The organism is Streptomyces sp. NPDC002206 (assembly GCF_053593595.1).
Window position 1 is genome coordinate 1 of the sequence record NZ_JBSFCW010000008.1, and the last position, 24465, is coordinate 24465.

Below are 24465 nucleotides of genomic sequence, written 5' to 3' on the forward strand. Positions count from 1 at the left end.
CACCTCCCAGAAGGACAACAACGTCTCCGCCCACCCGGGCAAGGGTCTGATCCTGCCGATCGACGCGCACGCGAAGCCGCTGAAGTGGGCCGACGGCACCGTCATCCGCAACAAGATCCAGCCCTTCGACGCGCCGTTCAGCTGGTGGCCGACCGACGGCTTCACGCTGCACAGGGCCGACGTGGCGGTCAAGATCAAGTCGCAGCTCGGTGTCCCGGTCTTCGACGACCACAAGGGCACCTACTGGTACGAGGAGAACAAGACCGGAAGCGTGAAGGTCGCTGACACCAACACGCGGATCACGATCGTCAGCGAGCCGCTCAGCGGCTCGACGATCACGGTCAAGGTTGGCGCCTCGCACAAGTAATTCCGCATCACCGCAGGTCAGAGCATGATCGGCCGTCGCCCTCTAGCGGGCGGCGGCCGATCGTGTTTAGGTGCCTCTTGTTCGGATTCTTATTGACACGACGTCTCACGGGGGAGTGCGGAGTATGGCCGGCGGAGGATTCAGCAAGTTGCCGAACGGCAGTGTGGTGGTCGCGATCACCCTGACCGGTCCGGCGGACGGAACGGGTCCGGGCAGCCCGGTCCGCGTCCTGGTCCACGCGGCCAACCGGGCCCGCGCACTGACCCGCCTGCGCAACCTGGGCCTGCGCGCGGTCTACCTCCGCGGCAACGCGGAACCCCCCACCCCCGACGAGGTCACCGCAGTGCTGCACCACCCGGACGGACTCCTCTGGCGGGCAAGGCCCGAAAACGCCCAGGAACTCTGGCACCCCATACGAACGCTGCTCACCCCATCGGTGCCGGCCCAGCAGACTTAGGCCGGGCCGGCAGGAACAAGCCCGTCGAGAGGGTCCCCGCATGCCATCGTGGCCATGGGGGAGATCGAGGACGAAGCGGCCGCCGGGCGACCCCGGCAAGCCCTCGCCCTACACCACCGGCTTGCCGGAAAGCTCCACGCCGGCTCCCCGGAGCTCCTCCAGCGCCTGCCCTGTGGTCGCCGCGGCGACCCCCGCCGTCAGGTCCAGCAGGACATGCGTCGTGAACCCTTCCCGCACCGCGTCCAGCGCCGTGGCCCGCACACAGTGGTCCGTGGCGATGCCGACCACGTCGACCTCCGTCACACCACGGTCCCGCAGCCACCGCGCCAGCCCCACCCCGTTCTCGTCGAGGCCCTCGAAGCCGCTGTACGCCGCCGCGTGCTCCCCCTTGTCGAACACGGCGTCGATCGCGCCGGAGGCGACCGCCGGGGCGAAATTGGGGTGGAAGCCGACCCCCTCCGTACCGGCTACACAGTGCGCCGGCCAGGAGTGCTCGAAGTCCGGCTGCTCGGAGAAGTGGTCTCCCGGGTCGACATGGTGGTCCCGGGTCGCCACCACATGGCGGTAACCGGCCTGGGCCTCGCCGATCAGGTCGGTGATGGCGGCGGCGACATCGGCGCCCCCCGCCACCGCGAGGCTGCCGCCCTCGCAGAAGTCGTTCTGAACGTCCACGACGATCAACGCGCGATGCATGGCGGGTGTCCTTCGATGGGGCGGTCCGACGGGGGAGGTCCGACCGGGGGGGAATGCGAGCGGAACGGTGGGAGGAGGGCCGGAATCGAGCCTAGAGACTGGGGCCGTCTTGCGGGAGGGGGCGTCCGCTGCTATCGCCGCCCGTCGCCTTCCCACCGTCGCACGTTCAGACGTACTCCGTCGGAATGACCGGCTCTCCCTTGGACAGCTGCATCGCCGACATCGGCAGCCCCTGCCGCGCCGCGATGTGCCGCTCCCGGGCCGCGTCCAGCGGCTCGCGGGCGACCACCTCACCGCCCCTGACCAGCTCGGCCAGCAGCTGCCGGTCGGCCAGGCCGCCCGGTATCGGACCCGTGCCGATCACCTCGGCCTCGGCCACCCCGTACTCGTCCAGCCGCCGCGCGGCCCACTTGCGACCGCCCACCGAGGACTTCCCCCCCAATGACTTCTTCGCAACCGGCTGCAGCGGTTCCGCCGGATCGGCGGAAACCGCCCGGGCGACCAGCTTGTAGACCATCGAGCAGGTCGGCTGACCGCTGCCGGTCACCAGCTGCGTGCCCACGCCGTACGCGTCCACCGGCGCCGCGGCCAGCGACGCGATCGCGTACTCGTCCAGGTCCGACGTCACCACGATCTTCGTCCCGGTGGCGCCCAGCTCGTCGAGCTGCTGGCGCACCCGGTGCGCGACCAGCAACAGGTCCCCGGAGTCGATCCGAACCGCCCCCAGCCCGGTCCCGGCGACCTCGACCGCCGTACGGACCGCCTCGGCGACGTCGTAGGTGTCGACCAGCAGCGTCGTGCCCCGGCCGAGCGAGTCGACCTGCGCCCGGAACGCGTCGCGCTCGCTGTCGTGCAGCAGGATGAACGCATGCGCGCTCGTCCCGACCGTCGGGATGTTGTAGCGGAACCCCGCCGCCAGATCGGACGTCGTGTCGAAGCCGCCGACGTATGCGGCACGCGCCGACGCCACCGCCGACAGTTCATGGGTACGTCGTGCACCCATCTCGATCAGCCCGCGCCCGCCTGCGGCCACCGACATGCGGGACGCCGCCGCGGCGATCGCCGAGTCGTGGTTGAGGATCGACAGGATCACCGTCTCCAGCAGCACGCACTCGGCGAAGGACCCCTCGACCCGCAGGATCGGCGAGCCGGGGAAGTACACCTCGCCCTCCGGGTAGCCCCAGATGTCGCCGCTGAAGCGGAAGTCCGCCAGCCAGGCGAGCGTCGGCCCGTCGACGACGTTCCGGTCGCGCAGGAAGGTGATCATCTCGTCGTCGAAGTGGAAGTTCTCCACCGCGTCGAGCAGCCGTCCGGTGCCCGCGACCACGCCGTAGCGCCGCCCCTCGGGCAGCCGGCGGGTGAATGCCTCGAACACCGAGTGCCGGTCGGCCGTGCCCGCCTTCAGTGCGGCCTGCACCATCGTGAGCTCGTACTGGTCGGTGAAGAGCGCTGTCGACGGCACACCGACCCGTCGCCCAAGGTCCGCAGAGTTCATGGCTCGGATGCTACCCCTATTTCGTCAAAGTGACGAGATCTAGGGTCTGTTTGTGCGCCACCCCCTCCTGAGTGGCAGCATGGGGTGGGTGAGCGTCGCCCCCGTAGAGATCGAGCGTCCAGAATCGGCCGAGGAGAACCTCGTTGTCCCCGAGCCCGATGTGCCCTGGGTGACGCTGGTCCACAACGATCCGGTCAACCTCATGAGCTACGTGACCTATGTCTTCCAGGCCTACTTCGGCTACTCCAAGGACAAGGCGCACAAGCTCATGCTCGACGTGCACCAGAAGGGCCGCGCGGTCGTCTCCAGCGGCAGCCGTGAAGAGATGGAACGCGACGTCCAGGCCATGCACGGCTACGGGCTCTGGGCCACCCTCACGCAGGACCGCAACTAGCACGCCCCCTTCCCCCGACCCGCCCCGTCCTCTGCCCCGCCCGACCCACCATCGGAGAAAACCCATGGCCGGCCACTTCGAGGCCACCCCCGGCGGCGGCGCGGCCGTCGCGCTCGACGAGGTGGAGATCGCGATCCTGCGCTCCCTCGCCGTCCAGCTGCTCGAGCTGATCGGCCCCGGTGACGAACCGGCCGAGGGCGAGGACCCGCTCGCCGCCCTGTTCGCCGAAGGACCCAGCGAACCGCCGACCGACCCGGCCCTGGCCCGCCTCTTCCCGGAGGCGTATGGCGACGATGACAGCGAACTGCGCGCCGCGTCCGCCGAGTTCCGCCGGTACACCGAGAACGACCTGCGCTCCCGCAAGCGCGACGACGCCCTCACCGTCGTACGCACCCTGGACGCGATCCCGGCCGGGGAGGACGGCGGGATCCTCACGCTCACCGCCGACGAATGCCGCAACTGGCTCGGCGCGCTCAACGACCTCAGGCTGACCATCGGTACCCGCCTGGACGTCTCCGACCAGGACGAAGGCGGCGAGGGATCGCTCTACCGGCTGCCCGACAGCGACCCGCGCAAGCCCATGGTCATGGCCTATCTCTGGCTGGGCGCGCTTCAGGAAACCCTCGTCGAGACCCTGATGCCGTAAGGGGTGTCCGGCCGTTCCCGGGGCCGGACCGAACGGCCATTCCCATGTCGGCGGATCCGAAGATCACCCCTGCCGTTCCCGCCGAGTGTTCGCTCAACGAACGCTCAAATCCGAATAACGATCCCGTCACCTGAACGGCCTTTTTTGCGGCGGCTGGAAACGCTTGTCCGCTTTTTCCTGTGGTGTGCGCCACATAATGTCCGGCGGATCGCCGGTTGGCCCGTGATAAATCTTCACGACCACCCGGGGACGCCACCCCTGTTCCCGGGGGCGCTACAGCCGGCGGATCGCCGGTCGCACTCCATCCATATCCGGGGGGATCAGGACCTGATCCGCAGCCTCAACGGCGCGGATCGGCGTGGAGAAAGGCGCATCACCATGACATCGGCGAAGGTCGACAAGGGACAAGACGGCCGTCCGGCCGGAGCAACAACGGACGCGGCCGCCTCGGGCGAGGGATACCAGCGCGCCCTCGGCGCCCGCCAGATCCAGATGATCGCAATCGGCGGGGCCATCGGCACCGGCCTCTTCCTCGGTGCGGGCAAGGCCATCGCCAAGGCGGGGCCCAGCCTCATCCTGGCCTATGCCGTCGCCGGCCTGGTGATCTTCTTCATCATGCGGGCGCTCGGTGAACTCCTCATGTACCGCCCGGTCTCGGGTTCCTTCTCGGAGTACGCCCGCGAATTCGTCGGGCCCTTCGCAGGCTTTGTCACCGGCTGGACCTACTGGCTCTTCTGGGTCGTCACCGGAATCACCGAAGTCACCGCGGCAGCCCAGTACATGACGTACTGGTTCGACATCGCCCAATGGGTCTCCGCGCTGATCTTCACGATCATCCTGTACGGCGTGAACCTGATCTCCGTAAAACTCTTCGGTGAGCTGGAATTCTGGTTCTCGATGGTCAAGGTCACGGCCATCGTCGGCATGATCCTCATCTGCGCCGGAATTCTCACCCTGGGCTTCTCCGACGCCGGGGACACCGCGAGCGTGACCCACCTCTGGTCCGACGGCGGCTTCTTCCCGCACGGCATCAGCGGCACCCTCATGACCCTGCAGATCGTGATGTTCGCCTTCCTCGCAGTCGAGCTCGTCGGCGTCACCGCGGGCGAGTCCAAGGACCCGAAGACCGTCCTGCCCAAGGCCATCAACACCGTGCCGTGGCGCATCGCCGTCTTCTACGTCGGCGCGCTGATCATGATCCTGTCGGTCGTCCCGTGGACCGAGTTCGAGCCCGGCATCTCCCCGTTCGTCGCCGCCTTCCAGAAGATGGGCCTCGGCGTCGGCGCCGCGATCGTCAACTTCGTCGTCCTGACCGCGGCCCTCTCCTCCTGCAACTCCGGCATGTACTCCACCGGACGCATGCTGCGCGACCTCGCGCTCAACGGACAGGGGCCGAAGTTCTTCACCAAGCTGACCAAGAGCGGCACCCCGCTCGCCGGCACCACCTTCTCCGCCGCACTGATGCTCGTCGGTGTGTGGATCAACTACCAGTGGCCCGGCGACGCCTTCACCTACGTCGTCTCCTTCGCCACCATCTCCGGCATGTGGGCCTGGATCATGATTCTCGTCTGCCAGATCCGCTACCGCTTCCTGGCCGACCGCGGGGTGCTCCCGCAGTCCACCTTCCGGGCCCCCGGTGCCCCGTACACCAGCTTCTTCGCGCTCGCCTTCATCGGCATGGTCATCGTCATGATGGCCGTCGACAAGGACGCCAGGATCTCGCTGTACTGCGCCCCGCTCTGGGCCCTGATCCTCGGCGTCTCGTACCTGGTGCTCAAGGCCCGTAACCCCGAGAACAAGGCCTTCGCCAAGCGCTGACCCAGCACCTTCGGCACTTTCTGTCCAGCATGCGGGCCCTCGCGTACCACTCCTCGGAGTCGCGGGGGCCCTCTGCTTATCCTGGCGCCATGCTGACCCTCACCCAGGCGCTGTACGACCAGATCGTCGCGCACTCCCGTGCGGACCACCCCGACGAGGCGTGCGGCGTGGTCGCGGGCCCGGCCGGAACAGGCCGCGCCGAACGTTTCATCCCGATGCTCAACGCCGCCCGCTCGCCCACGTTCTACGAGTTCGACTCCGCGGACCTGCTGAAGCTGTACCGCGAGATGGACGACCGCGACGAGGAGCCGGTGATCGTCTACCACTCGCACACCGCGACCGAGGCCTACCCCTCGCGCACCGACATCACCTACGCCAATGAGCCCGGCGCCCACTATGTGCTCGTCTCCACCGCCGACACGGACGACGCGGGCCCCTTCCAGTTCCGCTCGTACCGCATCGTCGACGGCGTGATCACCGAGGAGGACGTCAAGGTCGTCGAGGCGTACGAACCCGCCTGACCGGCCGCGGCCCGGGCCCGGCGCCCCGCCCCCGGGCCCTTCCCCGCCGACAGCAGTCCACCAGGCGAACGCTCACCATCCAGCAGGTGAGATCGCATGCCGGAATCCGGACCGGGAATCGATACGATGAGCCCATGGTTCCCCATGACGTGAGCGAGAAGACGCCGGGCACGCTGCTCGTCGCGCGCCTGCACGTCGACCTGTGCAGGCTCTCCAGCGCGATCTGTACGAGCCGCCTCCCCGCCGCAGGCAAGGCCTGAGCCGGGTCCCGGCCCGAAGCGCCGACCATCGCACTTTCCCTGCGCGGGGGCAGAGCCGCGCGCCCCACGCCACCACTCCGCTTTCGACAGGAGCCCACGCCATGGCCATCGAGGTCCGCATCCCCACCATCCTCCGCACCTACACCGACGGCGCGAAGGCCGTCGAAGGCAACGGAGAGACCCTCGCCGACCTCTTCACGGATCTCGACAGCCGCCACAACGGCATCCGTGAGCGCATCGTCGACGGCGGCGAACTCCGTCGCTTCGTGAACGTCTACCTCAACGACGAGGACGTCCGCTTCCTCGACGGCATCTCCACCAAGCTCAGCGACGGCGACAGCGTCACCATCCTCCCGGCCGTCGCGGGCGGCATGAACTGATGCGGTACGACAGCCCGCTCGCCGCGGTGGGCAACACCCCGCTCGTCCGTCTGCCCCGGCTGTCACCGTCGGACGACGTCCGCATCTGGGCCAAGCTGGAGGACCGCAACCCCACCGGCTCGATCAAGGACCGCCCCGCGCTCCACATGGTCGAACAGGCCGAGAAGGACGGCCGGTTGACCCCCGGCTGCACCATCCTGGAACCCACCAGCGGCAACACCGGCATCTCGCTCGCCATGGCGGCCAAGCTCAAGGGCTACCGCATCGTCTGCGTCATGCCGGAGAACACCTCCCAGGAACGGCGCGACCTGCTCACCATGTGGGGCGCCGAGATCATCTCCTCCCCGGCGGCCGGCGGCTCCAACACGGCCGTCCGCGTCGCCAAGGAGCTCGCCGCCGAGCACCCCGACTGGGTGATGCTCTACCAGTACGGCAACCCGGACAACGCCGGCGCCCACTACGCCACCACCGGTCCGGAGATCCTCGCCGACCTGCCCTCCATCACCCACTTCGTGGCGGGCCTCGGCACCACCGGCACGCTGATGGGCGTCGGCCGCTTCCTGCGCGAACACAAGCCGGACATCAAGATCGTCGCCGCCGAGCCGCGCTACGACGACCTGGTCTACGGGCTCCGCAACCTCGACGAGGGCTTCGTCCCCGAGCTCTACGACGCCTCGGTCCTCACCACCCGCTTCTCCGTCGGCTCCGCCGACGCCGTCACCCGCACCCGCGAACTCCTCCAGCAGGAAGGCATCTTCGCGGGCGTCTCCACCGGTGCGGCACTCCATGCGGCGATCGGCGTCGGCAACAAGGCGGTCAAGGCAGGCGAGCCGGCCGACATCGTCTTCGTCGTCGCGGACGGCGGCTGGAAGTACCTGTCGACGGGCGTCTACACCGCCCCGACCACGGAAGCGGCCATCGAAACGCTGCACGGCCAGCTCTGGGCGTAGCGCGTCGCTCAGGCGGTTCCCACCTGCCGGGCGGGCTGGAAACATCCAGCCCGCCCGGCATTTTCGGCCCCTCCTGCGATTGAGGAGCGGGGTCCGCGGCGGAGCCCCCACGCGGCGGACCGCACATTCTCATAGCCGGGAAGGGGCAGTGGCGGACAGCCCGCGGCATGCGTCCCACCGCCACCGCCCCGCTGCACCTCAGCCGAACCGTCGCACCTGATCCCACACCCCCGGATCCACCACCCCCACCCGCCGACGGAACCCCCGCACCGCCACATCCCGCAGCTCATCCGTCTCCAGGAAGCTCGCCCGCCCCCGCGGATCGCCCACCGCGCCCGGCGGCAGCGCGATCACCCCCGGCCGCTCCTCGTGATGCTTGCTGGTGATCTTCGCGACGCGCGCGGCGCCATCCCGTACCGACAGCACCAGGCACGGCCGGTCCTTCGACCCGGGCCCGTCCTCGTACGGAACCTCGGCCCACCAGATCTCACCCGGCCGCGGCGTGCGCTCCGGCCCGCCCCGGGGTTCCTCCGTCCTCCCCGGCGGGCGCGTCCGTCCCCTCGGGCGCCCACCCGGGCGCCGGTCACCGCGTCCGAGCCGGCCCCGCCCGTCGGCAATCGCGGCAATGAGCGCCAGCAGTACGACCGCGCCGAGCGCCGGCCACCAGGACATGTTCATGCACCGACGGTACCGGCGCCCCGCCGGCCCGCACCTCGCAACCGCTTCCATCGAACCGGTGACAGAGCAGGTGAGTTCGCCCACAACGGCAGGCCCTGGAGGAGCGACCAGGTGTTTGGCGCCTTACGCTCAACAAATCGCACGAACCCTCCCCGTTCCCACGTCTCGGAGGTTCACGCTCCATGAAGCTCACCGTCGTCGGCTGCTCCGGCTCGTTCCCGTCCGCGGGTTCGGCATGCTCGAGCTACCTCGTAGAGGCCGACGGCTTCCGGCTGCTCCTCGACATGGGTAACGGCGCCCTCGGCGAGCTGCAGCGCCACATCGGTCTCTACGACCTGGACGCCATCTTCCTCAGCCATCTCCATGCCGATCACTGCATCGACATGTGCGCGTACTTCGTGGTGCGCTACTACCGGCACGACGGCGGACGACCGGATCCCATCCCGGTCTACGGCCCCGACGGCACCGAGCAGCGGCTGACGGCCGCGCACGGCGACACCCCGTCCGACCGGGCGATGAGTGAGGTCTTCGACTTCCACACGCTGAAGTCCGGCTCGTTCGACATCGGCCCCTTCTCGGTCCGTACGGAGAAGGTCTGCCACCCCGTCGACACCTTCGGCATCCGCATCGAGCACGACGGCCGCTCGCTGACGTACTCCAGCGACACCGGAAGCTGCGAGGTGCTGGACGAACTCTCCGAGGGCACCGATCTGTTCCTCTGCGAAGCGTCGTTCACCCACGGCAAGGAGGATATTCCGGACCTCCACCTCAACGGCCGCGAAGCAGGCGAAATCGCCGCGCGCGGGAAGGTGGGCCAGCTCGTCCTGACCCACATCCCGCCGTGGACGGACGCGGACCGCAATCTGGCGGACGCCCGCGCGATCTACGGCGGCCCGGTGGAACTGGCGGTCCCGGGTGCGGTCTACGAGATCTAGGACCCCGCGCACGTACGACAGAGCCCCCACCTTCCGGGCGGAAGATGGGGGCTTCTGCGTTGGTGCCGCTCGGGCTTACGCCTTCGTCAGGTCCTCGAGCTCCTCCTCGGGCTCCCGGCCCGGGGTCGGCAGGTTGAACTTGGTGATCGCGAAGCGGAAGACCACGTAGTAGATCGCTCCGAAGACCAGGCCGACCGGGATCATCAGCCACGGCTTGGTGGAGATGCCCCAGTTGATCAGGACGTCGGTGAGGCCGGCGGAGAAGCTGAAGCCCATGTGGATGCCCAGCGCCCAGGTGACCGCCATCGATATGGCCGTGAGGACCGCGTGGATCGCATACAGCAGCGGCGCGATGAACATGAACGAGAACTCGATCGGCTCCGTCACGCCCGTGACGAACGACGTCAGCGCGAGCGACATCATCATGCCCATCACTGCCTTGCGGCGCTCGGGGCGAGCAGTGTGCGCAATGGCGAGAGCGGCTGCGGGGAGGCCGAACATCATGATCGGGAAGAAGCCCGTCATGAACATACCGGCGTTCGGGTCACCGGCGAAGAAGCGCGGAAGGTCACCGTGGAAGACGTCACCCGCGGAGTTCGTGAAGTCGCCGATCTGGAACCAGGCGACCGAGTTCACGAACTGGTGCATGCCGATCGGGATGAGACCGCGGTTGATCAGGCCGAACAGGCCGGCACCCGTGGCACCCAGGCCGGTCATCCACTCACCGAAGTTGGTGATGACGTTGCCGATCGGCTCCCAGCCCACGACGACCAGCACACCGAGCACGGTGCCGACGGCGGCCGTGATGATCGGGACGAGACGGCGGCCGTTGAAGAAGCCCAGCCAGTCGACCAGCCTGGTGCGGTGGAAGCGCTGCCAGAGCACGGCGGTCAGCAGACCGAGAATGATGCCGCCGAGGACGCCCGGGTTCTGGAAGGTCGCAGCGGTGGCCGCCTCGGTGCCCTTCTGCCAGAAACCGCCGCCGAGACCCGTCCCGGTGTAGGTGGCGCCCTTGTGGCCCTCCTCGATCGGGAACTGATGGATCACCGCGTAGTAGGTGAGGAAGCCCACAACAGCCGCGAGGGCGGTGGAGCCGTCAGCCTTCTTCGCGAAACCGATCGCTACGCCGATGCAGAAGAGGAGCGGCAGCCCGAACGAGCTGTCCAGGATGGCGCCGCCGGCTCCCGCGAAGACCTTCGCGACCTCTGTGGGCAGGTGCAGCCTCTCCTGGACGTCCGCCTGGCCGAGGCGGAGCAGGAGCCCCGCGGCCGGCAGCACGGCGATCGGCAGCTGGAGGCTGCGCCCCACCTTCTGCAGGCCCTGGAACAGGCCGGAGCCCCGCTTCTTTGCGGGGGCCGCCGAGGCGGTGGCCGTACTCATCAACTACCTCCAGTAGGCAAGGCGCCGCCAGGAACAGGGATCTTTTTTGGGGGGCGACGACTCTGGAAACGTGACGGGCGTCACGTGGTCTGGACCACTCAGTGGTGTAGACCAGTTTTAGCACGGTGTGGGTTGGATAAGGAACCTGCAAATGTCGACTACTTCGCAGTAGCTCATCGATACCTTCAGTGACATGACGAAGGCCCCCGGACCGTGAGGTCCGGGGGCCTTTGCCGGCCGGGGTGGAGCCCGGTCGTAGACCTACTTGACGAGGTCTTTCTCGATCTCGGCCTCCAGTTCGTCGGGCTCCCGCCCAGGGGTCTGGAGGTTGAACCTGGTGATCGCGAACCGGAACAGCACGTAGTACACCACTGCGAAGCAGAGACCGATCGGAATGATCAGCCACGGTTTCGTCGCCAGACTCCAGTTGATGACGTAGTCGATCAGACCCGCCGAGAAGCTGAAGCCGTCCTTCACGCCCAGCCCCCAGCTCACCGCCATCGACACACCGGTGAGCACCGCGTGGATCGCATACAGAAGCGGGGCGACGAAGAGGAACGAGTACTCGATCGGCTCGGTGATACCCGTCACGAACGACGTCAGGGCGACCGAGAGCATCATGCCGCCGACCGCCTTCCGGCGATGCGGCTTGGCACAGTGGTAGATCGCCAGGGCTGCCGCCGGAAGCGCGAACATCATGATCGGGAAGAACCCCGTGGTGAACTGCCCGGCCGTCGGGTCGCCCTGCAGGAACCGGTTGATGTCACCGTGCACCACCGTCCCGTCGGGCTTGGTGAAGTCGCCGAACTGGAACCAGACGAAGGTGTTCAGGAACTGGTGCAGGCCGATGACCAGCAGTGCGCGGTTGGCGACGCCGAAGATCCCGGAGCCCAGCCAGTTCAGATCGGTCAGCCACTTGGAGAAGCTGATCAGACCGTCACCGATCGGCGCCCACAGCCAGGCGCACAGGGCCGCGAAGAGCAGCCCGACGAACGCCATGATGATCGGCACGAGCCGGCGGCCGTTGAAGAAGCCCAGCCAGTCGACCAGCTTGACGCGGTGGTACCGCTGCCAGAACCACGCGGACAGCAGGCCCATCACGATGCCCCCGAACACCCCGGGGTTCTGGTACTCGGCGGCCGTCACCTTGGCGTCGCCGGTGACACAGGTGCCGAACCACGTGCCGCCGGCGGTGAACGTGGAGCCCGGGGCGCAGTCCACCGGGAAGGCGTGCAGCACCGCGTAATAGACGAGGAAACCGGTCACCGCGGCGAGCGCCGTCGAGCCGTCCGACTTCTTCGCCATCCCGATGGCGACACCGACGCAGAACAGCAGCGGCAGTCCCAGTCCGGAGTCGAGCAGCGCACCACCGGCCGCGGCGAAGACCTTGGCGACGTTGTTCCAGCCGAGCCCCTTGTTCCCGAACACGTCCTCCTGGCCGAGCCGGTTGAGGATACCCGCGGCCGGGAGCACCGCGATCGGGAGCTGGAGGCTGCGACCCATCTTCTGAAGGCCCTGGAACAGACCGCTCCACCACTGTTTCCGTGGCACGGCGGCGCTGTCGGAGCTCATCGTCGTCCTCCCGGAACAGGCCACGTTTGGCGGTCGACGCAAACTGGTGTAGACCAGTTGCGTCACGGTGCGGAGCCCGCCCGGAAGGCAGGGCGCCGGTGATCGTCATCATTGGTGATGGGGCGACAGCTCGCTCGCGAAGTTGCGCCAACCGTGCGTTAACGTGACGAAACGGACCCATGGTGGGCCGGCATGCGGACGCGAACAACCAGGGAGAACGACATGGCCAGCAAGGCTGAGAAGATCGTCGCCGGGCTCGGCGGTATCGACAACATCGAAGAGATCGAAGGCTGCATCACCCGCCTCCGCACCGAAGTCATCGACCCGAGCAAGGTCGACGAAGCCGCGCTCAAGGCCGCCGGCGCCCACGGCGTCGTCAAGATGGGCACCGCGATCCAGGTCGTCATCGGCACCGACGCCGACCCCATCGCCGCCGACATCGAAGACATGATGTGACCACCCGCTGAGCCCGCCCGGCTCCACACCCCACAGGCCCCGCTCCCGCCCGGACCGGGGCCTGCGGCGCAGCCGATAGGCTCGACGCCATGTCTCGTATCGACGGCCGCACCTCCGAACAGCTCCGCCCCGTCACCATCGAACGCGGATGGAGCAAGCACGCCGAAGGCTCAGTCCTCATCTCCTTCGGCGACACCAAAGTCTTCTGCACCGCCTCCGTCACCGAAGGCGTCCCGCGCTGGCGCAAGGGCAGCGGCGAAGGCTGGGTCACCGCCGAATACTCCATGCTGCCCCGCTCCACCAACACCCGCGGCGACCGCGAATCCGTACGCGGCAAGATCGGCGGCCGCACCCACGAGATCAGCCGCCTCATCGGCCGCTCCCTGCGCGCCGTGATCGACTACAAGGCCCTCGGCGAGAACACCATCGTCCTCGATTGCGACGTGCTCCAGGCCGACGGCGGCACCCGCACCGCCGCCATCACCGGCGCATACGTCGCCCTCGCCGACGCCATCACCTGGGCCCAGGGCAAGAAGCTCATCAGGCACGGCCGCAAGCCGCTCACCGGCACCGTCTCCGCGGTCAGCGTCGGCATCGTCGACGGCACCCCGCTCCTCGACCTCTGCTACGAGGAGGACGTCCGCGCCGAGACCGACATGAACGTCGTCTGCACCGGCGACGGTCGCTTCGTCGAAGTCCAGGGCACCGCCGAGGCCGAGCCGTTCGACCGCAAGGAACTGAACGTGCTCCTCGACCTCGCCACCGCGGGCTGCGTCGACCTGACCGCCTACCAGCACGTGGCACTCGCCCGCACCCTCGGCGAGTAAAGAAGCAACCAAGTACGCACCACAGAGCGTCGTGACGAGTACGGGCGCACGGGTCGAACCGTGCGCCCGTCCGCGTATCCGCATCCGGGGAGGAACCCGCACCATGGCCAAGGCCACCCGCCACCGCCGCACCACCGTCGCGCTGACCCTGACCGCCCTCACCGTCGCTCTCACCGCAGCAACCGGCTGCGGCGCCGTCGACAAGGCGCTCGACTGCGTCCGCACCGCCGACGCCATCGCCACCAGCGTCAACAACCTCCAACAGGCTGTCTCCAACGCCTCGAACGACCCCACCCAGGCGGCCGAAGCCCTCGACGAGATCGACAAGGAACTCGGCAACCTCGGCGACACGACCGACAACGCCGACCTCTCCAAGGCCGTCGACGACCTCCAGACCGGCGTCAAGAACGTCCGCACCTCCATAGACAACGGCGACGCCACCCCCGACATCACCCCGGTCACCGACGCCGCCAAGGAGATCGGCAACGTCTGTACCTCGTAGCACCGGGCCCGGGCGGCCCCGCGATAATCGGCACATGACCCGCCTGATCCTCGCCACCCGCAACGCCGGGAAAGTCAACGAACTCCACGCGATCCTCGCCGACGCCGGCCTCACCCACGAACTCGTCGGCGCGGACGCGTACCCCGACATCCCCGACGTCAAGGAAACCGGCGTCACCTTCGCCGAGAACGCCCTCCTCAAGGCCCACGCCCTCGCACAGGCCACCGGCCACCCCGCGATCGCCGACGACTCCGGGCTCTGCGTCGACGTGCTCGGCGGCGCCCCCGGCATCTTCTCCGCCCGCTGGTCCGGCACCCACGGCAACGACCGCGCCAACCTGGACCTGCTCCTGGCCCAGCTCTCCGACATCGACGACACCCACCGCGCCGCCCACTTCGCCTGCGCGGCAGCCCTCGCCCTCCCGGACGGCACGGAACACGTGGTCGAGGGCCACCTCCTCGGCACCCTGCGCCACACCCCGTCCGGCACGAACGGCTTCGGCTACGACCCGATCCTCCAGCCGGAAGGCATGACCGTGACCTGCGCGGAGCTGACCCCGGCGGAGAAGAACGCGATCAGCCACCGGGGGAAGGCGTTCCGGGCGCTGGTGCCGGTGGTGCGGGAGCTGGTGGGGTGATGCACGAATGCCTGGCCCTCCGGGGAGGAGGGCCAGGCATTCGTGGCAGGTGCGCCCGGTCGGATTCGAACCGACACAAAAACACGACCACCTAAAGATCGCCGCTCACCAGTTGGCGTACGGGCGCATGCCAACCAGATCTTACTGCCTTCCGCTGAGGGACGGAGATCGATTGGCGAAAGTCGCCGTCTGGCTATGACAGGACGGGCACAAGTACCGAAGGTTCGCAGGGCGGTTGTCCAGCCAGTCGCCGTTGATGTGGTCGATCTCCAGGACCAGGCGCTTGCCCCGCCAGAGATCGCCGATGCCGCACGCAGCACACTCGTGCCGGACACCCAGATCATCAAGCGCACGTCGCAGAAAAGCGGTCCTTGTCCGGGGTGAGGGTGGGTCGAGCCGCCTCAGTATCTCCTGTGCAGGCTTGCGGTAGGGGGAAGGGGACCCGAGGAAGTGGCCTTGCCCTGTGAAGTGTTCGGTTGAAATGCCATGCGCTTCGATGCTCCGCTTCACGAGAGCACGACCGGCGCCGTTGTCGACACGACCGAGATGCCTGAGCGTGCCGGCGAGGCTGAATGATGCCTCCACGGCCGCCACCAGATCGTCTCGGGCCAGGATGCCTGCTCCATATCGGCGGCCACGCGTGAAATGAGATGTGTCGATGCCGTACTGATCGAGCTTCTTGCGGATATGGCCGTACGGGCTGTCCCGGGGTGGAAGGCCCATGTACTCCAGCACTTCTCGGATGCTGTGGGAGTGTGCCGCAGCCTTGGCGAGAAGTTCTTTCGAGTACGAGCGGCGTTCTCGCTCCGGCAGTGGTTCCTCGTGGAAATGGGACGTGTCTATGCCATAGTGCCGCAGTCGCCGGTTCAGGTAGCCGCGCGAGCCGCTGCCGAGTGTGGCGCCAAGTCTGCGCATCAGATCCACCATGCTGGATGACTCTGCAGCGGCCGCTGCCAATCGGTCGCGCGTGTACATGGGAGCGCTCACGTCGCCCTCCGCTTCCGCCCGCGATAAGTGTCCGTCGCAGAGTGGCAGTTGGGGCAGAGGAACTGCAGGTTTTCCGGTCGGTTGTCCCACCAACTGCCGTTCTTGTGATCGACCTCAAGCCGCAGTGGTTTGTCGTTCCATACGGTGTCCGTGCCGCACTCCGTGCAGCGTTCCGGTATCCCGATCCGAAGGAGTTCTCGACGGAGCCGCGCGCCGGCGATCCGCCCGTCCTGCGGAGAGCCCAGCACGAGCAGGTTGTCGCGTGAGCCTTTGGGCCGGCCTCGACGCATTGCGAAGTGGGACACATCGATGCCCAGAGATGTGATCCGCCTGCTGATGTGCGTGTGGCTACCTCCGACAGGGCTGATCCCCAGCCGCTGCAGGACCTCCGTGACCGAGGAAGAGGCTGCGGCCGCCGCTCTCAGGGTGTCCTCCGTGTAGCGCACCCATGTCTTCGGAAAGTGTGACGTGTCGATCTTCGCCTCTGCCATCTTCTGGCGCAGGTAGCGCCTGCTGCCCGCCGTGGGAGTGCCCCCGCACCAGCGGACCGCGTCGTCAAAGTTGGCCACCTCACGTGCTGCCTCTTCGAGCAGCTCACGGGTGTATCGAGCCGTCATCGATCCCCTCCGTTCCCGACCGCGCGTTCGCGGTCTCGTACGGAGCAACGAACCGTTTATCGGATGGTCACGTCCGAAATGCGGTGAGATATGGAACGGCCCGCCCCGCTTCGGCTGAAGCGGGGCGGGCCGTCCCCGGGGACGGGGTCAGGGGTCAGAACTTGGGCTCAGGAGTCTGGGCCGCGCACAGCTGCGCCGCCTCCTCCTCCGTCTCCACCGACGGGGGTGAGCCGTCCAGCGGTCGCTGGGCGGTCTCCTTCATGCAGGCCACCGCGATCACACCGACCAGGGCCGCCGCCATCGCGTAGTACGCCGGCATCAGGTTCGTACCGCTCCAGCTGATCAGCGCCGTGATCACCAGCGGGGTCGTACCGCCGAAGAGCGAGGCCGAGAGGTTGTAGCCGACCGACAGGGAGCCGTAGCGGACCTGGGTGGGGAAGAGGGCGGGGAGTGCGGCGGACATCGTGCCGAGCATGCAGACCAGGGAGAGCCCCAGCATCAGCATGCCGATCGTGATGGCCGGGATGCCGTCCTGGCGGATCAGCAGGAAGGAGGGGAGCGAGAGACAGAGGAAACCCAGCATTCCCGCCATCAGCAGCGGCTTGCGGCCGAAGCGGTCGGAGAGCTTGCCGACCTGGCTGATGATCAGCATCAGGAAGACCATGACGGCGAGCAGGATGAGCAGGCCGTGGGTCTCGCTGTAGCCGAGTTCGTCGGAGAGGTACGTCGGCATGTACGACAGCAGCATGTAGTCGGTGATGTTGTACGCACCGACGAGGCAGATGCAGAGGATCAGCGTCGGCCAGTACTGCCGGAAGATCTTCGCGAGGTCACCCTTGGCGGTGGTCTCGACGCTGTCGGCGGCCTCGGTGGCCTGAGCGTTGCCGCCCTCCAGTTTCTGGAAGGCCGGGGTCTCGTCGAGGCGCAGCCGGAGGTAGAGGCCGACCAGGCCGAGGGGGCCGGCGACGAGGAACGGGATGCGCCAGCCCCAGGACTCCATGGCGGGGGTGTCGAGGACGGCGGTGAGTGCGGTGACGAGACCGGCTGCGCCGACGTATCCGGCCAGGGTGCCGAATTCGAGGAAGCTCCCGAAGTAGCCGCGGCGCTTGTCGGGGGCGTACTCGGCGATGAAGGTGGATGCGCCGCCGTACTCCCCGCCGGTGGAGAAGCCCTGGACCAGTCGGAAGAAGATCAGCAGGGCGGGTGCCCAGAGACCGATCGAGGCGTGGGACGGGATGACGCCGATGGCGAAGGTGCCGACCGCCATCATGATCATGGTGAGGGCGAGGACCTTCTTGCGGCCGATCCGGTCGCCCGTGGGGCCGAAGAACATTCCGCCGAGCGGGCGTACCAGGAAGGCGACCGCGAAGGTGGCGAACGAGGAGAGCAGCTGGGTGGTGTTGTTCCCGGACGGGAAGAAGACGTGGCCCAGGGTGACGGCCAGGTAGGAGTAGATGCCGAAGTCGAACCACTCCATGGCGTTGCCGAGGGAGGCCGCCTTCACTGCCCGCTTGACTGCCTGGTCGTCGGTGACGGTGATGTCGGACCGGCGCAGCCTGGGGTTCCTCCGCTTCCGGATGGCGCGGAAGAGGTTGGGGTGGCGTTTGACCGCTTCGGGGTCGGCCACCTGCTGAAGGTCGGAGGCCGCCATGGCCGGATCCTTTCCTCGGTGGGTGTTCCAGGAAAGGCTTCTGCGCGGTCATGGCGGCCGCAAACCGATGGGGGGTGAAAGTGCGACGCCCGTCACAGGGGCGTGGCGGCGGTCAGATGCCGAGGTCCTTGATGATCTTGGCTACGTGGCCGGTTGCCTTGACGTTGTAGAGGGCGCGTTCGACTTTGCCCTCCTCGTCGACGATGACCGTGGAGCGGATGACGCCCGTCACTGTTTTGCCGTAGAGCTTCTTCTCGCCGAATGCGCCGTAGGCCTGGAGGGTCTCCTTGGACGGGTCACCGACCAGCGTGACCTCGAGGTGTTCCTTCTCGCGGAACTTGGCGAGCTTCTCCGGCTTGTCGGGGGAGACGCCGATGACGTCGTATCCGGCGCCGGCCAGGAGCCCCAGGTTGTCCGTGAAGTCGCATGCCTGCTTGGTGCAGCCGGGGGTGAGGGCGGCCGGGTAGAAGTAGACGATGACTTTGCGGCCCTTGTGGTCGGCGAGCGAGATGTCGTTGCCGTCGGCGTCGGGGAGGGTGAAGGCCGGGGCGGTGTCGCCGGGCTGGAGTCGCTCGCTCATGGTTCTCCTCAAGGGCGTGTGGGGTGTACGGGACCGAGCGTAATAGGGGTGCCGCCGGGTGTGCGGGCGGCCGAGCTGACAGACTGTCGATGAAGGTTTACCGGACGACGACCACGGAGGCGGCGCAGTGTCGGATGCCAGGACCCCTGCGCAGATCGAGGCGGACATCATCAGCAGGCGTGAGCAGCTTGCGGTGGTGCTCGATGAGATCGGGGTGCGGGTGCACCCGAAGACGATCATCGGCGATGCGAAGGCCAAGGCTGTCGAGGCCGCCGACCGGACGGCCGGGCGGGCGTATGTCGCGGTGAATCGAACGGTGTCCGATGTGAAGGCGCAGTTTGTGTCGGAGGATGGCGCGCCGCGTCTGGAGCGGGTGATTCCGGTGGCGTTGCTGGCAGCGGGTGTGATCGGACTGGTTGTGGCGTCGGCGCGGCGCAGGAAGCGCTGAGAAGGCTGACCCCCGGGGGCGTGCGGCGCGGCTGTGGACAGGTAGGTTTCGGGTCGTGAGCGAGAACACCGACGACAAGCTGCCCATTCGCATGCTGCATGACCGCGTGCTGGTCCGGTCCGATGCGCCCGAGGGCGAGCGGCGTTCGGGCGGCGGCATCCTGATTCCGGCGACGGCTGCGGTCGGTCGTCGACTGGCCTGGGCCGTGGTGGTCGCGGTCGGCCAGAACGTGCGGACGGTGGAGCCGGGTGACCGGGTGCTGTACGACCCCGAGGACCGTGCGGAGGTCGAGGTGCGCGGTGTGGCGTATGTGCTGATGCGGGAGCGGGATCTGCACGCGGTGGCCGCGGACCGGTTCGAGGGTTCGGTGGATTCGACCGGGCTGTATCTGTAGCTCTCCCGATGTGCCCGACGTAGGGCCTGGTGACAGTCGTCACCAGGCCTTTTGCCTGTTCTTTGCTATGTTGGTGGGACCCCGACGAGACGCGCCGTACCGGGCTTTCGCAAAGACGACGCACCCGTGATGTCCGTGTGTCTGTGAGTGTCGGAGGTGCCGTCGTGGCGTGGGTTCTGCTTGCTGTGGCCGGTCTGCTGGAAGTGGGCTGGTCGATCGGGATGAAGTACACCGACGGGTTCACCCGGCTGTGGCCGAGTGTGTTCACCGGATTCGGGATCGTGGCCAGCATGGTGCTGTTGTCGCAGGCGGCGAAGTCGCTGCCGATCGGTACGGCGTACGGCGTGTGGGTCGGTATCGGTGCGGCGGGGGCGGCGGTGCTGGGCATGGTGGTGCTGCATGAGCCGGTGACCGCCGCCCGGGTCTTCTTCGTGTGTCTGTTGCTGGTGGCCGTGGTGGGGCTGAAGGCGACCTCGGGGCACTGAGTCGTCGGTCGGCCGGATTCACTGGCGGTCCGGGTCCGGGGCCGGGTCCGGGTCCGGGACCGGGGGCGAGGCCGGGTCCGGGGGCGAGGCCGGGTCCGGGACCGGGGGCGAGGCCGGGCGGGCGCCGCCCGCGCCGCGGGGGAAGAAGTCGTCGATGCCGCCGTCGCCCCCTCCGCCGGTGTCCGTGAATTCGCTGGGCGGCTCGTCGGCGGGTGGCTCCGGCGGGAAGGCGGGTTCGCTGTCCGTGGGGGCGGTGGGCTCGATGGCCGGGCCGCTCGGCTGCGTGGCCGACGGTGTCGCGGACGGGGTGCCGGTGTCGGTCGGTTCGGTGGCTTCGCCGGTCGGCAGGTACGGTTCCTCGGCGCCGCGTTCGAGGGTGAGGTCGAAGTCCTGGACGCTGGTGCCCTGCAGCGCGGCGCCGGTGTACTGGGCCCAGGTCTGGGCGGGCGCTCCGCCGCCGTTGACCCGGGACAGGCCGAGCGCTCCGTACAGCGGCTTCTGCACCCCGGTGTCGGGGTCCTGGCCCATGACGGCGATGACGGTCGCGAGGTCGGGCGTGTAGCCGGCGAACCAGGCCGCCTTGTCCTCCTCGGCGGTGCCGGTCTTACCGGCGGCGGGGCGGCCGGCGCCCTGGGCTGCCGTTCCTGAACCGTTTTCGACGACGCTCTGCAGGATCGAGGTGGTGGTGTCGGCGGCTTCGCGGCTGACGGCCTGCTCGGTGCTCCTGTCGGGGAGGGTGAGGTCCTCACCGTCCTTGCTGACCTTGTCGACGAGGGTGTACGTGGTGTGCCTGCCGTGGTTGGCGAGGGTCGCGTACGCCCCTGTCATGTCGAGGACGCTGGCGGTGGCGGTACCGAGCGCGATGGACGGCGATGCGGTGAGGTCGGGGGTGTTCTTGGGGATGCCGAGGTCGATGGCGGTCTGTTTGACGATGTCGGGGCCGACGTCCTCGGCCATCTGCGCGTAGACGGCGTTGACGGAACTGTCGGTGGCGATACGGACGCTGATCGGCCCGTAGCTGACGTCGTCCTCGTTGGCGGGGGCGTAGCCGGTGGGTCCGTTCGGTCCCTGGACCATGCGCCTGTTGGTGCCGTCGTAGACGGTGTTGGGGGTGATGCGCCAGCCGTCCTGGGTCCCGGAGCCGTTGGCGACCGCGGAGGTGAAGACGAACGGTTTGAAGGTGGAGCCGACTTGGTAGTCGCGGCGGGTCGCGTTGTTGACGTACTGCTTGGTGTAGTCGATGCCGCCGTACATGGCGACGACCCGGCCGTTCGCGGGGTCGATGGAGGCGCCGCCGACGCGGACGTTGCGGTCGGCCGTGCGCTCGTTGCTCGTCTGCGACATGACGTTGTCGTCGACGGCTTCGACGAGGGCGTTCTGTTTCTTCTTCTCCAGCGTGGTGGTGATCCGGTAGCCGCCGGTGGCCAGCGTCTCCTCGTCGATGACCTGGTGGGCGGTGAGGTAGTCCTTGACGGCCTGGACGATGTAGCCGCGTTGTCCGGAGAGGCCGGTCGATCTCTTCACCTTGTCGGGCACGGGGAATTGCATGGTGGCGCGGTCGGATGCGCTGAGCCAGTTCTCCTTGACCATGCCGTCGAGTACGTAGTGCCAGCGGGCGACGGCCGCGGCCTTGTTCTCGGGGTGGACGACGACGTCGTACGCGCTGGGGGCGTTGAGCAGGGAGGCGAGGTACGCGCCTTCGGCGGTGGTGATGTCGCCGATGTCCTTGCCGTAGTACGCCTGGGCGGCGGCCTGGATGCCGTAGGCGTTGCGCCCGAAGTAGCTGGTGTTGAGGTAGCCCTCGAAGACGTGGTCCTTGCTCACCTCGCGGTTGAGCTTGATCGCGATGAAGAACTCTTTGATCTTGCGGATGACGGTCTGTTCCTGGCCGAGGTAGTAGTTCTTCACGAACTGCTGGGTGATGGTCGAACCGCCTTGCCTGCCCTTGCCGGTGAGGGTGTTCCAGCCGGCCCGGAACATGGCTTTGATGTCGACGGCGCGCTCGGAGTAGAAGTTGCGGTCCTCGGCGGCAAGGACGGCGTGCTGGACGGGGAGGGGGACTTGGGCGAGCTGGATGTTCTGCCGGTTGACGTCGCCGTCGCGAGCGATGACGGTGCCGTCCTTGTAGAGATAGACGTTGGACTGCGCGGTGGCGGTGGGGTTGGCGGGCGGGATGCCGACGAGCTGGTATCCGGCGATGAAGCCGCCGATGAGGATCAGGGCGATCACCAGGAGCGTGGCGAGTGCGGCCCGCCAGGTGGGGACGGCCCGGCGCCAGCCGGTGCGCCTGGGCCGGCCGGTGCGCCCCTTCTGCCCCCCGGGCGTAGCCGCCTGGCCTGCGGGTGCGCCGGTGCCGGCAGAGAGGTCCTTCGGGGGCCGGTTCCCGTTGCCGGGATCCCCGCTCTGCTGCTGTGGCTCGTCGCTCATGTCGGTGAAGACTCCTCGGCCGCGGTCAGTTCCCCCATACTGCACTTTTCTGTGCAATAAGCGCCGGATCGACCTCCGGAGGAGGGCCGAAAAGCGGTCGCGGCGGCTGCTTCCGCTGGACTAGGGTCGTGCGCTTTGGTGCCCGGCGCCGTTGGGCGTCCGAGTGCGAACGAGTGCGGGGGCGATTGAGGTGCGGCTGTACGCGGTGGTCGCGGCGGGTGGGTTCCGGCGCTATGCCACCTACCGGATCGCGACGGCGGCGGGGGTGTTCACCAACACCGTCTTCGGTTTCATCCTGGCGTACACCTATATGGCCCTGTGGGACGAGCGGCCGCAGCTCGGCGGTTACGACATGTCCCAGGCGCTCACCTATGTGTGGCTGGGCCAGGCGCTGCTGGCGACGTGCGCCATGATGGGCGGCGGTTTCGAGGACGAGCTGATGGAGCGGATCCGTACCGGCGATGTGGCGATCGATCTCTACCGGCCGATCGATCTTCAAATGTGGTGGCTGGCCGGAGACTTGGGGCGTGCGGCGTATCAGCTGATGGCACGCGGCATCGCACCGATGGTGCTGGGCGCGCTCGCCTTCCCGCTGGCGTTGCCCACGTCGCCGGGGATCTGGCTGGCGTATCTGGTCTCGGTGACGCTCGGTGTGGTGGTCAGTTTCGCGGTCCGGTATCTGGTGGCGCTCTCCGCGTTCTGGCTGATGGACGGGGCGGGCGCGTCGCAGATCGCTTTTCTGGCGGGGTTGTTCTTCTCCGGGATGCTGCTTCCGCTGACGCTGTTCCCGGGTTTGCTGGGCGAGGTGGCGCGGGCACTGCCGTGGTCGGCGCTGCTGCAGGTACCGGCCGATGTGTTCCTCGGCAAGCACACGGGGTGGGGGCTGGTGCAGGCGTTCGCGTTCCAGGGCGGCTGGGCGCTGGCGTTGCTGCTGGCCGGGCGGCTGGTGCAGTCGGTGGCGACGCGGAGGGTGGTGGTCCAGGGTGGCTGAGGCAGCGCAGGCAGCGCAGGCAGCGCAGGCAGCGCAGGCGGCGGAGGCCGGAGGGGGCGTCGAAGCGCCTGAGATGGCGTTCGCCGAACGGTCGAGGCTGGTCGAGGGGGTCCGTGCGTACGGGCTGATCGCCTCGATGTGGCTGCGCTCGACGATGGCGTACCGGGCCTCGTTCGTCATGACGACGCTCGGGAACTTCGCTGCGACCGGCTTCGACTTCGTCGCGATCATGCTGATGTTCGCGCACGTCGACGAATTGGGCGGTTACACGCTGCCGGAGATCGCCCTGCTGTACGGGGCTTCAGGAACCGCGTTCGGCCTGGCCGATCTGGTGCTCGGGTCGATGGATCGGCTGGGCCGCCGGGTCCGGGACGGCACGCTGGACACGCTGCTGGTGCGCCCGGTGCCGGTGCTGGCCCAGGTGGCGGCGGACCGGTTCGCGCTGCGCAGGCTGGGGCGGATCACGCAGGGACTGTTGGTGTTCGGGTACGCCCTGGCGACGCTGGACATCGACTGGACACCGCTGCGGGTGGCGATGGTGCCGATGATGCTGCTGACCGGGGCAGCGATCTTCGGGGCGGTGTTCGTGTGCGGGGCGGCGTTCCAGTTCTTCGCGCAGGACGCCGCCGAGGTGCAGAGCTCCTTCACGTACGGCGGGAACACGCTGCTCCAGTACCCGCCGACGATCTTCGCGAAGGATCTGGTGCGCGGGGTGACGTTCGTCGTGCCGCTGGCCTTCGTGAACTGGCTGCCCGCGCTGTATGTGCTGGGCCGGGACTACCCGCTGGGGCTGCCGGAGTGGGTGGCGTTTCTGCCTCCGGTGGTGGCGGCGGTGTGCTGGGTGCTCGCGGGGACGGCGTGGCGGGCGGGCCTGCGCTCGTACCGGAGCACGGGAAGTTGACCGGCGGGAGAACGAG

The 24465-nt window shown here is 68.1% G+C and carries 28 protein-coding genes, 1 tRNA gene, 1 pseudogene and 1 riboswitch; of the genes and pseudogenes, 19 read left to right on the plus strand and 11 right to left on the minus strand.

What is annotated here, in order from left to right:
- Together ACWCP8_RS17025 and ACWCP8_RS17030 are read left to right on the plus strand one after the other, a co-directional pair.
- Positions 1–367 (plus strand): annotated as a pseudogene (locus ACWCP8_RS17025) (immune inhibitor A domain-containing protein); the annotation flags it as partial.
- Between the two features lie 124 nt (positions 368–491).
- Positions 492–824 carry a hypothetical protein gene (locus tag ACWCP8_RS17030; RefSeq protein WP_326629964.1) on the plus strand — a complete coding sequence of 111 codons (333 nt, stop codon included), beginning with the start codon at positions 492–494 and terminating at the stop codon, positions 822–824.
- 108 nt (positions 825–932) lie between these two features.
- Here the strand turns inward: ACWCP8_RS17030 and ACWCP8_RS17035 are convergent, their stop codons facing one another.
- The gene (locus ACWCP8_RS17035; RefSeq protein WP_352262590.1) at positions 933–1517 is read right to left on the minus strand and encodes an isochorismatase family protein; all 585 of its coding nucleotides are present in this window, start codon (positions 1515–1517) and stop codon (positions 933–935) included.
- 166 nt (positions 1518–1683) lie between these two features.
- Positions 1684–3012, minus strand: coding sequence for a nicotinate phosphoribosyltransferase (locus tag ACWCP8_RS17040; RefSeq protein ID WP_451116633.1), 1329 nt, complete (start codon positions 3010–3012; stop codon positions 1684–1686).
- Between the two features lie 79 nt (positions 3013–3091).
- Here ACWCP8_RS17040 and clpS point away from each other — a divergent pair, with 79 nt between their 5' ends.
- From clpS to ACWCP8_RS17075, 7 genes are all read left to right on the plus strand, one after another.
- Positions 3092–3406 carry an ATP-dependent Clp protease adapter ClpS gene (clpS, locus tag ACWCP8_RS17045; protein WP_030971071.1) on the plus strand — a complete coding sequence of 105 codons (315 nt, stop codon included), beginning with the start codon at positions 3092–3094 and terminating at the stop codon, positions 3404–3406.
- A gap of 64 nt (positions 3407–3470) precedes the next feature.
- Positions 3471–4052 carry a DUF2017 domain-containing protein gene (locus ACWCP8_RS17050; RefSeq protein WP_267004940.1) on the plus strand — a complete coding sequence of 194 codons (582 nt, stop codon included), beginning with the start codon at positions 3471–3473 and terminating at the stop codon, positions 4050–4052.
- A 378-nt stretch (positions 4053–4430) separates the two neighbouring features.
- Positions 4431–5870, plus strand: a complete 1440-nt coding sequence (locus ACWCP8_RS17055) for an amino acid permease (RefSeq protein WP_352262587.1) — start codon at positions 4431–4433, stop codon at positions 5868–5870.
- Between the two features lie 89 nt (positions 5871–5959).
- A complete protein-coding gene (locus ACWCP8_RS17060) occupies positions 5960–6391 on the plus strand; it encodes a Mov34/MPN/PAD-1 family protein (protein ID WP_030923086.1) in 432 nt (143 codons plus the stop codon).
- 134 nt (positions 6392–6525) lie between these two features.
- Positions 6526–6651 carry a putative leader peptide gene (locus tag ACWCP8_RS17065; protein WP_352262585.1) on the plus strand — a complete coding sequence of 42 codons (126 nt, stop codon included), beginning with the start codon at positions 6526–6528 and terminating at the stop codon, positions 6649–6651.
- Positions 6652–6752: 101 nt separating this feature from the next.
- Positions 6753–7031, plus strand: coding sequence for a MoaD/ThiS family protein (locus ACWCP8_RS17070; protein ID WP_030971063.1), 279 nt, complete (start codon positions 6753–6755; stop codon positions 7029–7031).
- Complete coding sequence (locus ACWCP8_RS17075; protein WP_451116636.1) at positions 7031–7981, plus strand: PLP-dependent cysteine synthase family protein; 951 nt, start codon at positions 7031–7033, stop codon at positions 7979–7981. Before ACWCP8_RS17070 ends, ACWCP8_RS17075 begins: the two co-directional genes overlap by 1 nt.
- A gap of 198 nt (positions 7982–8179) precedes the next feature.
- Here the strand turns inward: ACWCP8_RS17075 and ACWCP8_RS17080 are convergent, their stop codons facing one another.
- The gene (locus ACWCP8_RS17080) at positions 8180–8659 is read right to left on the minus strand and encodes a type II toxin-antitoxin system PemK/MazF family toxin (protein ID WP_352262582.1); all 480 of its coding nucleotides are present in this window, start codon (positions 8657–8659) and stop codon (positions 8180–8182) included.
- A gap of 182 nt (positions 8660–8841) precedes the next feature.
- On the opposite strand from ACWCP8_RS17080, the gene ACWCP8_RS17085 reads away from it, so the two are divergent.
- On the plus strand, positions 8842–9594 hold the full coding sequence (locus tag ACWCP8_RS17085) for an MBL fold metallo-hydrolase (RefSeq protein ID WP_352262580.1): 753 nt from the start codon (positions 8842–8844) through the stop codon (positions 9592–9594).
- A gap of 75 nt (positions 9595–9669) precedes the next feature.
- Here the strand turns inward: ACWCP8_RS17085 and ACWCP8_RS17090 are convergent, their stop codons facing one another.
- Together ACWCP8_RS17090 and ACWCP8_RS17095 are read right to left on the minus strand one after the other, a co-directional pair.
- The gene (locus ACWCP8_RS17090; protein WP_352262577.1) at positions 9670–10974 is read right to left on the minus strand and encodes a PTS transporter subunit EIIC; all 1305 of its coding nucleotides are present in this window, start codon (positions 10972–10974) and stop codon (positions 9670–9672) included.
- 261 nt (positions 10975–11235) lie between these two features.
- The gene (locus ACWCP8_RS17095) at positions 11236–12546 is read right to left on the minus strand and encodes a PTS transporter subunit EIIC (RefSeq protein WP_352262575.1); all 1311 of its coding nucleotides are present in this window, start codon (positions 12544–12546) and stop codon (positions 11236–11238) included.
- 192 nt (positions 12547–12738) lie between these two features.
- Between ACWCP8_RS17095 and ACWCP8_RS17100 the strand changes: the two genes are divergently transcribed.
- The 4 genes from ACWCP8_RS17100 (at position 12739) to rdgB (ending at position 14968) form a co-directional block, all read left to right on the plus strand.
- Positions 12739–13002, plus strand: coding sequence for a PTS glucose/sucrose transporter subunit IIB (locus tag ACWCP8_RS17100; RefSeq protein ID WP_352262574.1), 264 nt, complete (start codon positions 12739–12741; stop codon positions 13000–13002).
- Between the two features lie 89 nt (positions 13003–13091).
- Positions 13092–13829: a ribonuclease PH gene (gene rph, locus ACWCP8_RS17105; protein WP_326629982.1), complete on the plus strand. Its 738-nt coding sequence runs from the start codon at positions 13092–13094 to the stop codon at positions 13827–13829.
- A 103-nt stretch (positions 13830–13932) separates the two neighbouring features.
- The gene (locus ACWCP8_RS17110; protein WP_352262572.1) at positions 13933–14331 is read left to right on the plus strand and encodes a hypothetical protein; all 399 of its coding nucleotides are present in this window, start codon (positions 13933–13935) and stop codon (positions 14329–14331) included.
- A 34-nt stretch (positions 14332–14365) separates the two neighbouring features.
- On the plus strand, positions 14366–14968 hold the full coding sequence (rdgB, locus tag ACWCP8_RS17115; protein ID WP_326629983.1) for an RdgB/HAM1 family non-canonical purine NTP pyrophosphatase: 603 nt from the start codon (positions 14366–14368) through the stop codon (positions 14966–14968).
- Positions 14969–15018: 50 nt separating this feature from the next.
- On the opposite strand, the gene ACWCP8_RS17120 is transcribed toward rdgB, so the two are convergent.
- From ACWCP8_RS17120 to bcp, 5 genes are all read right to left on the minus strand, one after another.
- Positions 15019–15095: transfer RNA gene (locus ACWCP8_RS17120), tRNA-Leu, on the minus strand.
- 14 nt (positions 15096–15109) lie between these two features.
- Complete coding sequence (locus ACWCP8_RS17125) at positions 15110–15955, minus strand: HNH endonuclease (RefSeq protein WP_352262570.1); 846 nt, start codon at positions 15953–15955, stop codon at positions 15110–15112.
- The gene (locus ACWCP8_RS17130) at positions 15952–16572 is read right to left on the minus strand and encodes an HNH endonuclease (protein ID WP_451116641.1); all 621 of its coding nucleotides are present in this window, start codon (positions 16570–16572) and stop codon (positions 15952–15954) included. The genes ACWCP8_RS17125 and ACWCP8_RS17130 overlap by 4 nt, the downstream gene beginning before the upstream one ends.
- Before the next feature lie 154 nt (positions 16573–16726).
- Positions 16727–18223 (minus strand): glycine betaine/L-proline transporter ProP, encoded by a 1497-nt coding sequence (gene proP / locus ACWCP8_RS17135; RefSeq protein WP_451116643.1) that lies wholly within the window; start codon positions 18221–18223, stop codon positions 16727–16729.
- A gap of 112 nt (positions 18224–18335) precedes the next feature.
- Positions 18336–18803 carry a thioredoxin-dependent thiol peroxidase gene (gene bcp / locus ACWCP8_RS17140; protein ID WP_451116645.1) on the minus strand — a complete coding sequence of 156 codons (468 nt, stop codon included), beginning with the start codon at positions 18801–18803 and terminating at the stop codon, positions 18336–18338.
- Between the two features lie 127 nt (positions 18804–18930).
- Between bcp and ACWCP8_RS17145 the strand changes: the two genes are divergently transcribed.
- The 3 genes from ACWCP8_RS17145 to ACWCP8_RS17155 all read left to right on the plus strand — a co-directional run bounded on the left by ACWCP8_RS17145 (position 18931) and on the right by ACWCP8_RS17155 (position 20130).
- Positions 18931–19251 carry a DUF3618 domain-containing protein gene (locus ACWCP8_RS17145; RefSeq protein ID WP_352262564.1) on the plus strand — a complete coding sequence of 107 codons (321 nt, stop codon included), beginning with the start codon at positions 18931–18933 and terminating at the stop codon, positions 19249–19251.
- Positions 19252–19306: 55 nt separating this feature from the next.
- Complete coding sequence (locus ACWCP8_RS17150) at positions 19307–19645, plus strand: GroES family chaperonin (protein WP_327274989.1); 339 nt, start codon at positions 19307–19309, stop codon at positions 19643–19645.
- Positions 19646–19704: 59 nt separating this feature from the next.
- Positions 19705–19770: riboswitch (guanidine-III (ykkC-III) riboswitch) on the plus strand.
- A 39-nt stretch (positions 19771–19809) separates the two neighbouring features.
- The gene (locus ACWCP8_RS17155; RefSeq protein ID WP_030971037.1) at positions 19810–20130 is read left to right on the plus strand and encodes a DMT family transporter; all 321 of its coding nucleotides are present in this window, start codon (positions 19810–19812) and stop codon (positions 20128–20130) included.
- A gap of 18 nt (positions 20131–20148) precedes the next feature.
- Here the strand turns inward: ACWCP8_RS17155 and ACWCP8_RS17160 are convergent, their stop codons facing one another.
- Positions 20149–22557, minus strand: coding sequence for a transglycosylase domain-containing protein (locus ACWCP8_RS17160; protein ID WP_451116648.1), 2409 nt, complete (start codon positions 22555–22557; stop codon positions 20149–20151).
- Positions 22558–22747: 190 nt separating this feature from the next.
- Here ACWCP8_RS17160 and ACWCP8_RS17165 point away from each other — a divergent pair, with 190 nt between their 5' ends.
- Together ACWCP8_RS17165 and ACWCP8_RS17170 are read left to right on the plus strand one after the other, a co-directional pair.
- Entirely contained in the window at positions 22748–23548 is an 801-nt protein-coding gene (locus tag ACWCP8_RS17165) for an ABC transporter permease (RefSeq protein ID WP_352262561.1), read from the plus strand.
- Positions 23541–24449 carry an ABC transporter permease gene (locus tag ACWCP8_RS17170; RefSeq protein WP_451116650.1) on the plus strand — a complete coding sequence of 303 codons (909 nt, stop codon included), beginning with the start codon at positions 23541–23543 and terminating at the stop codon, positions 24447–24449. The genes ACWCP8_RS17165 and ACWCP8_RS17170 overlap by 8 nt, the downstream gene beginning before the upstream one ends.
- Positions 24450–24465: the final 16 nt, after the last annotated feature.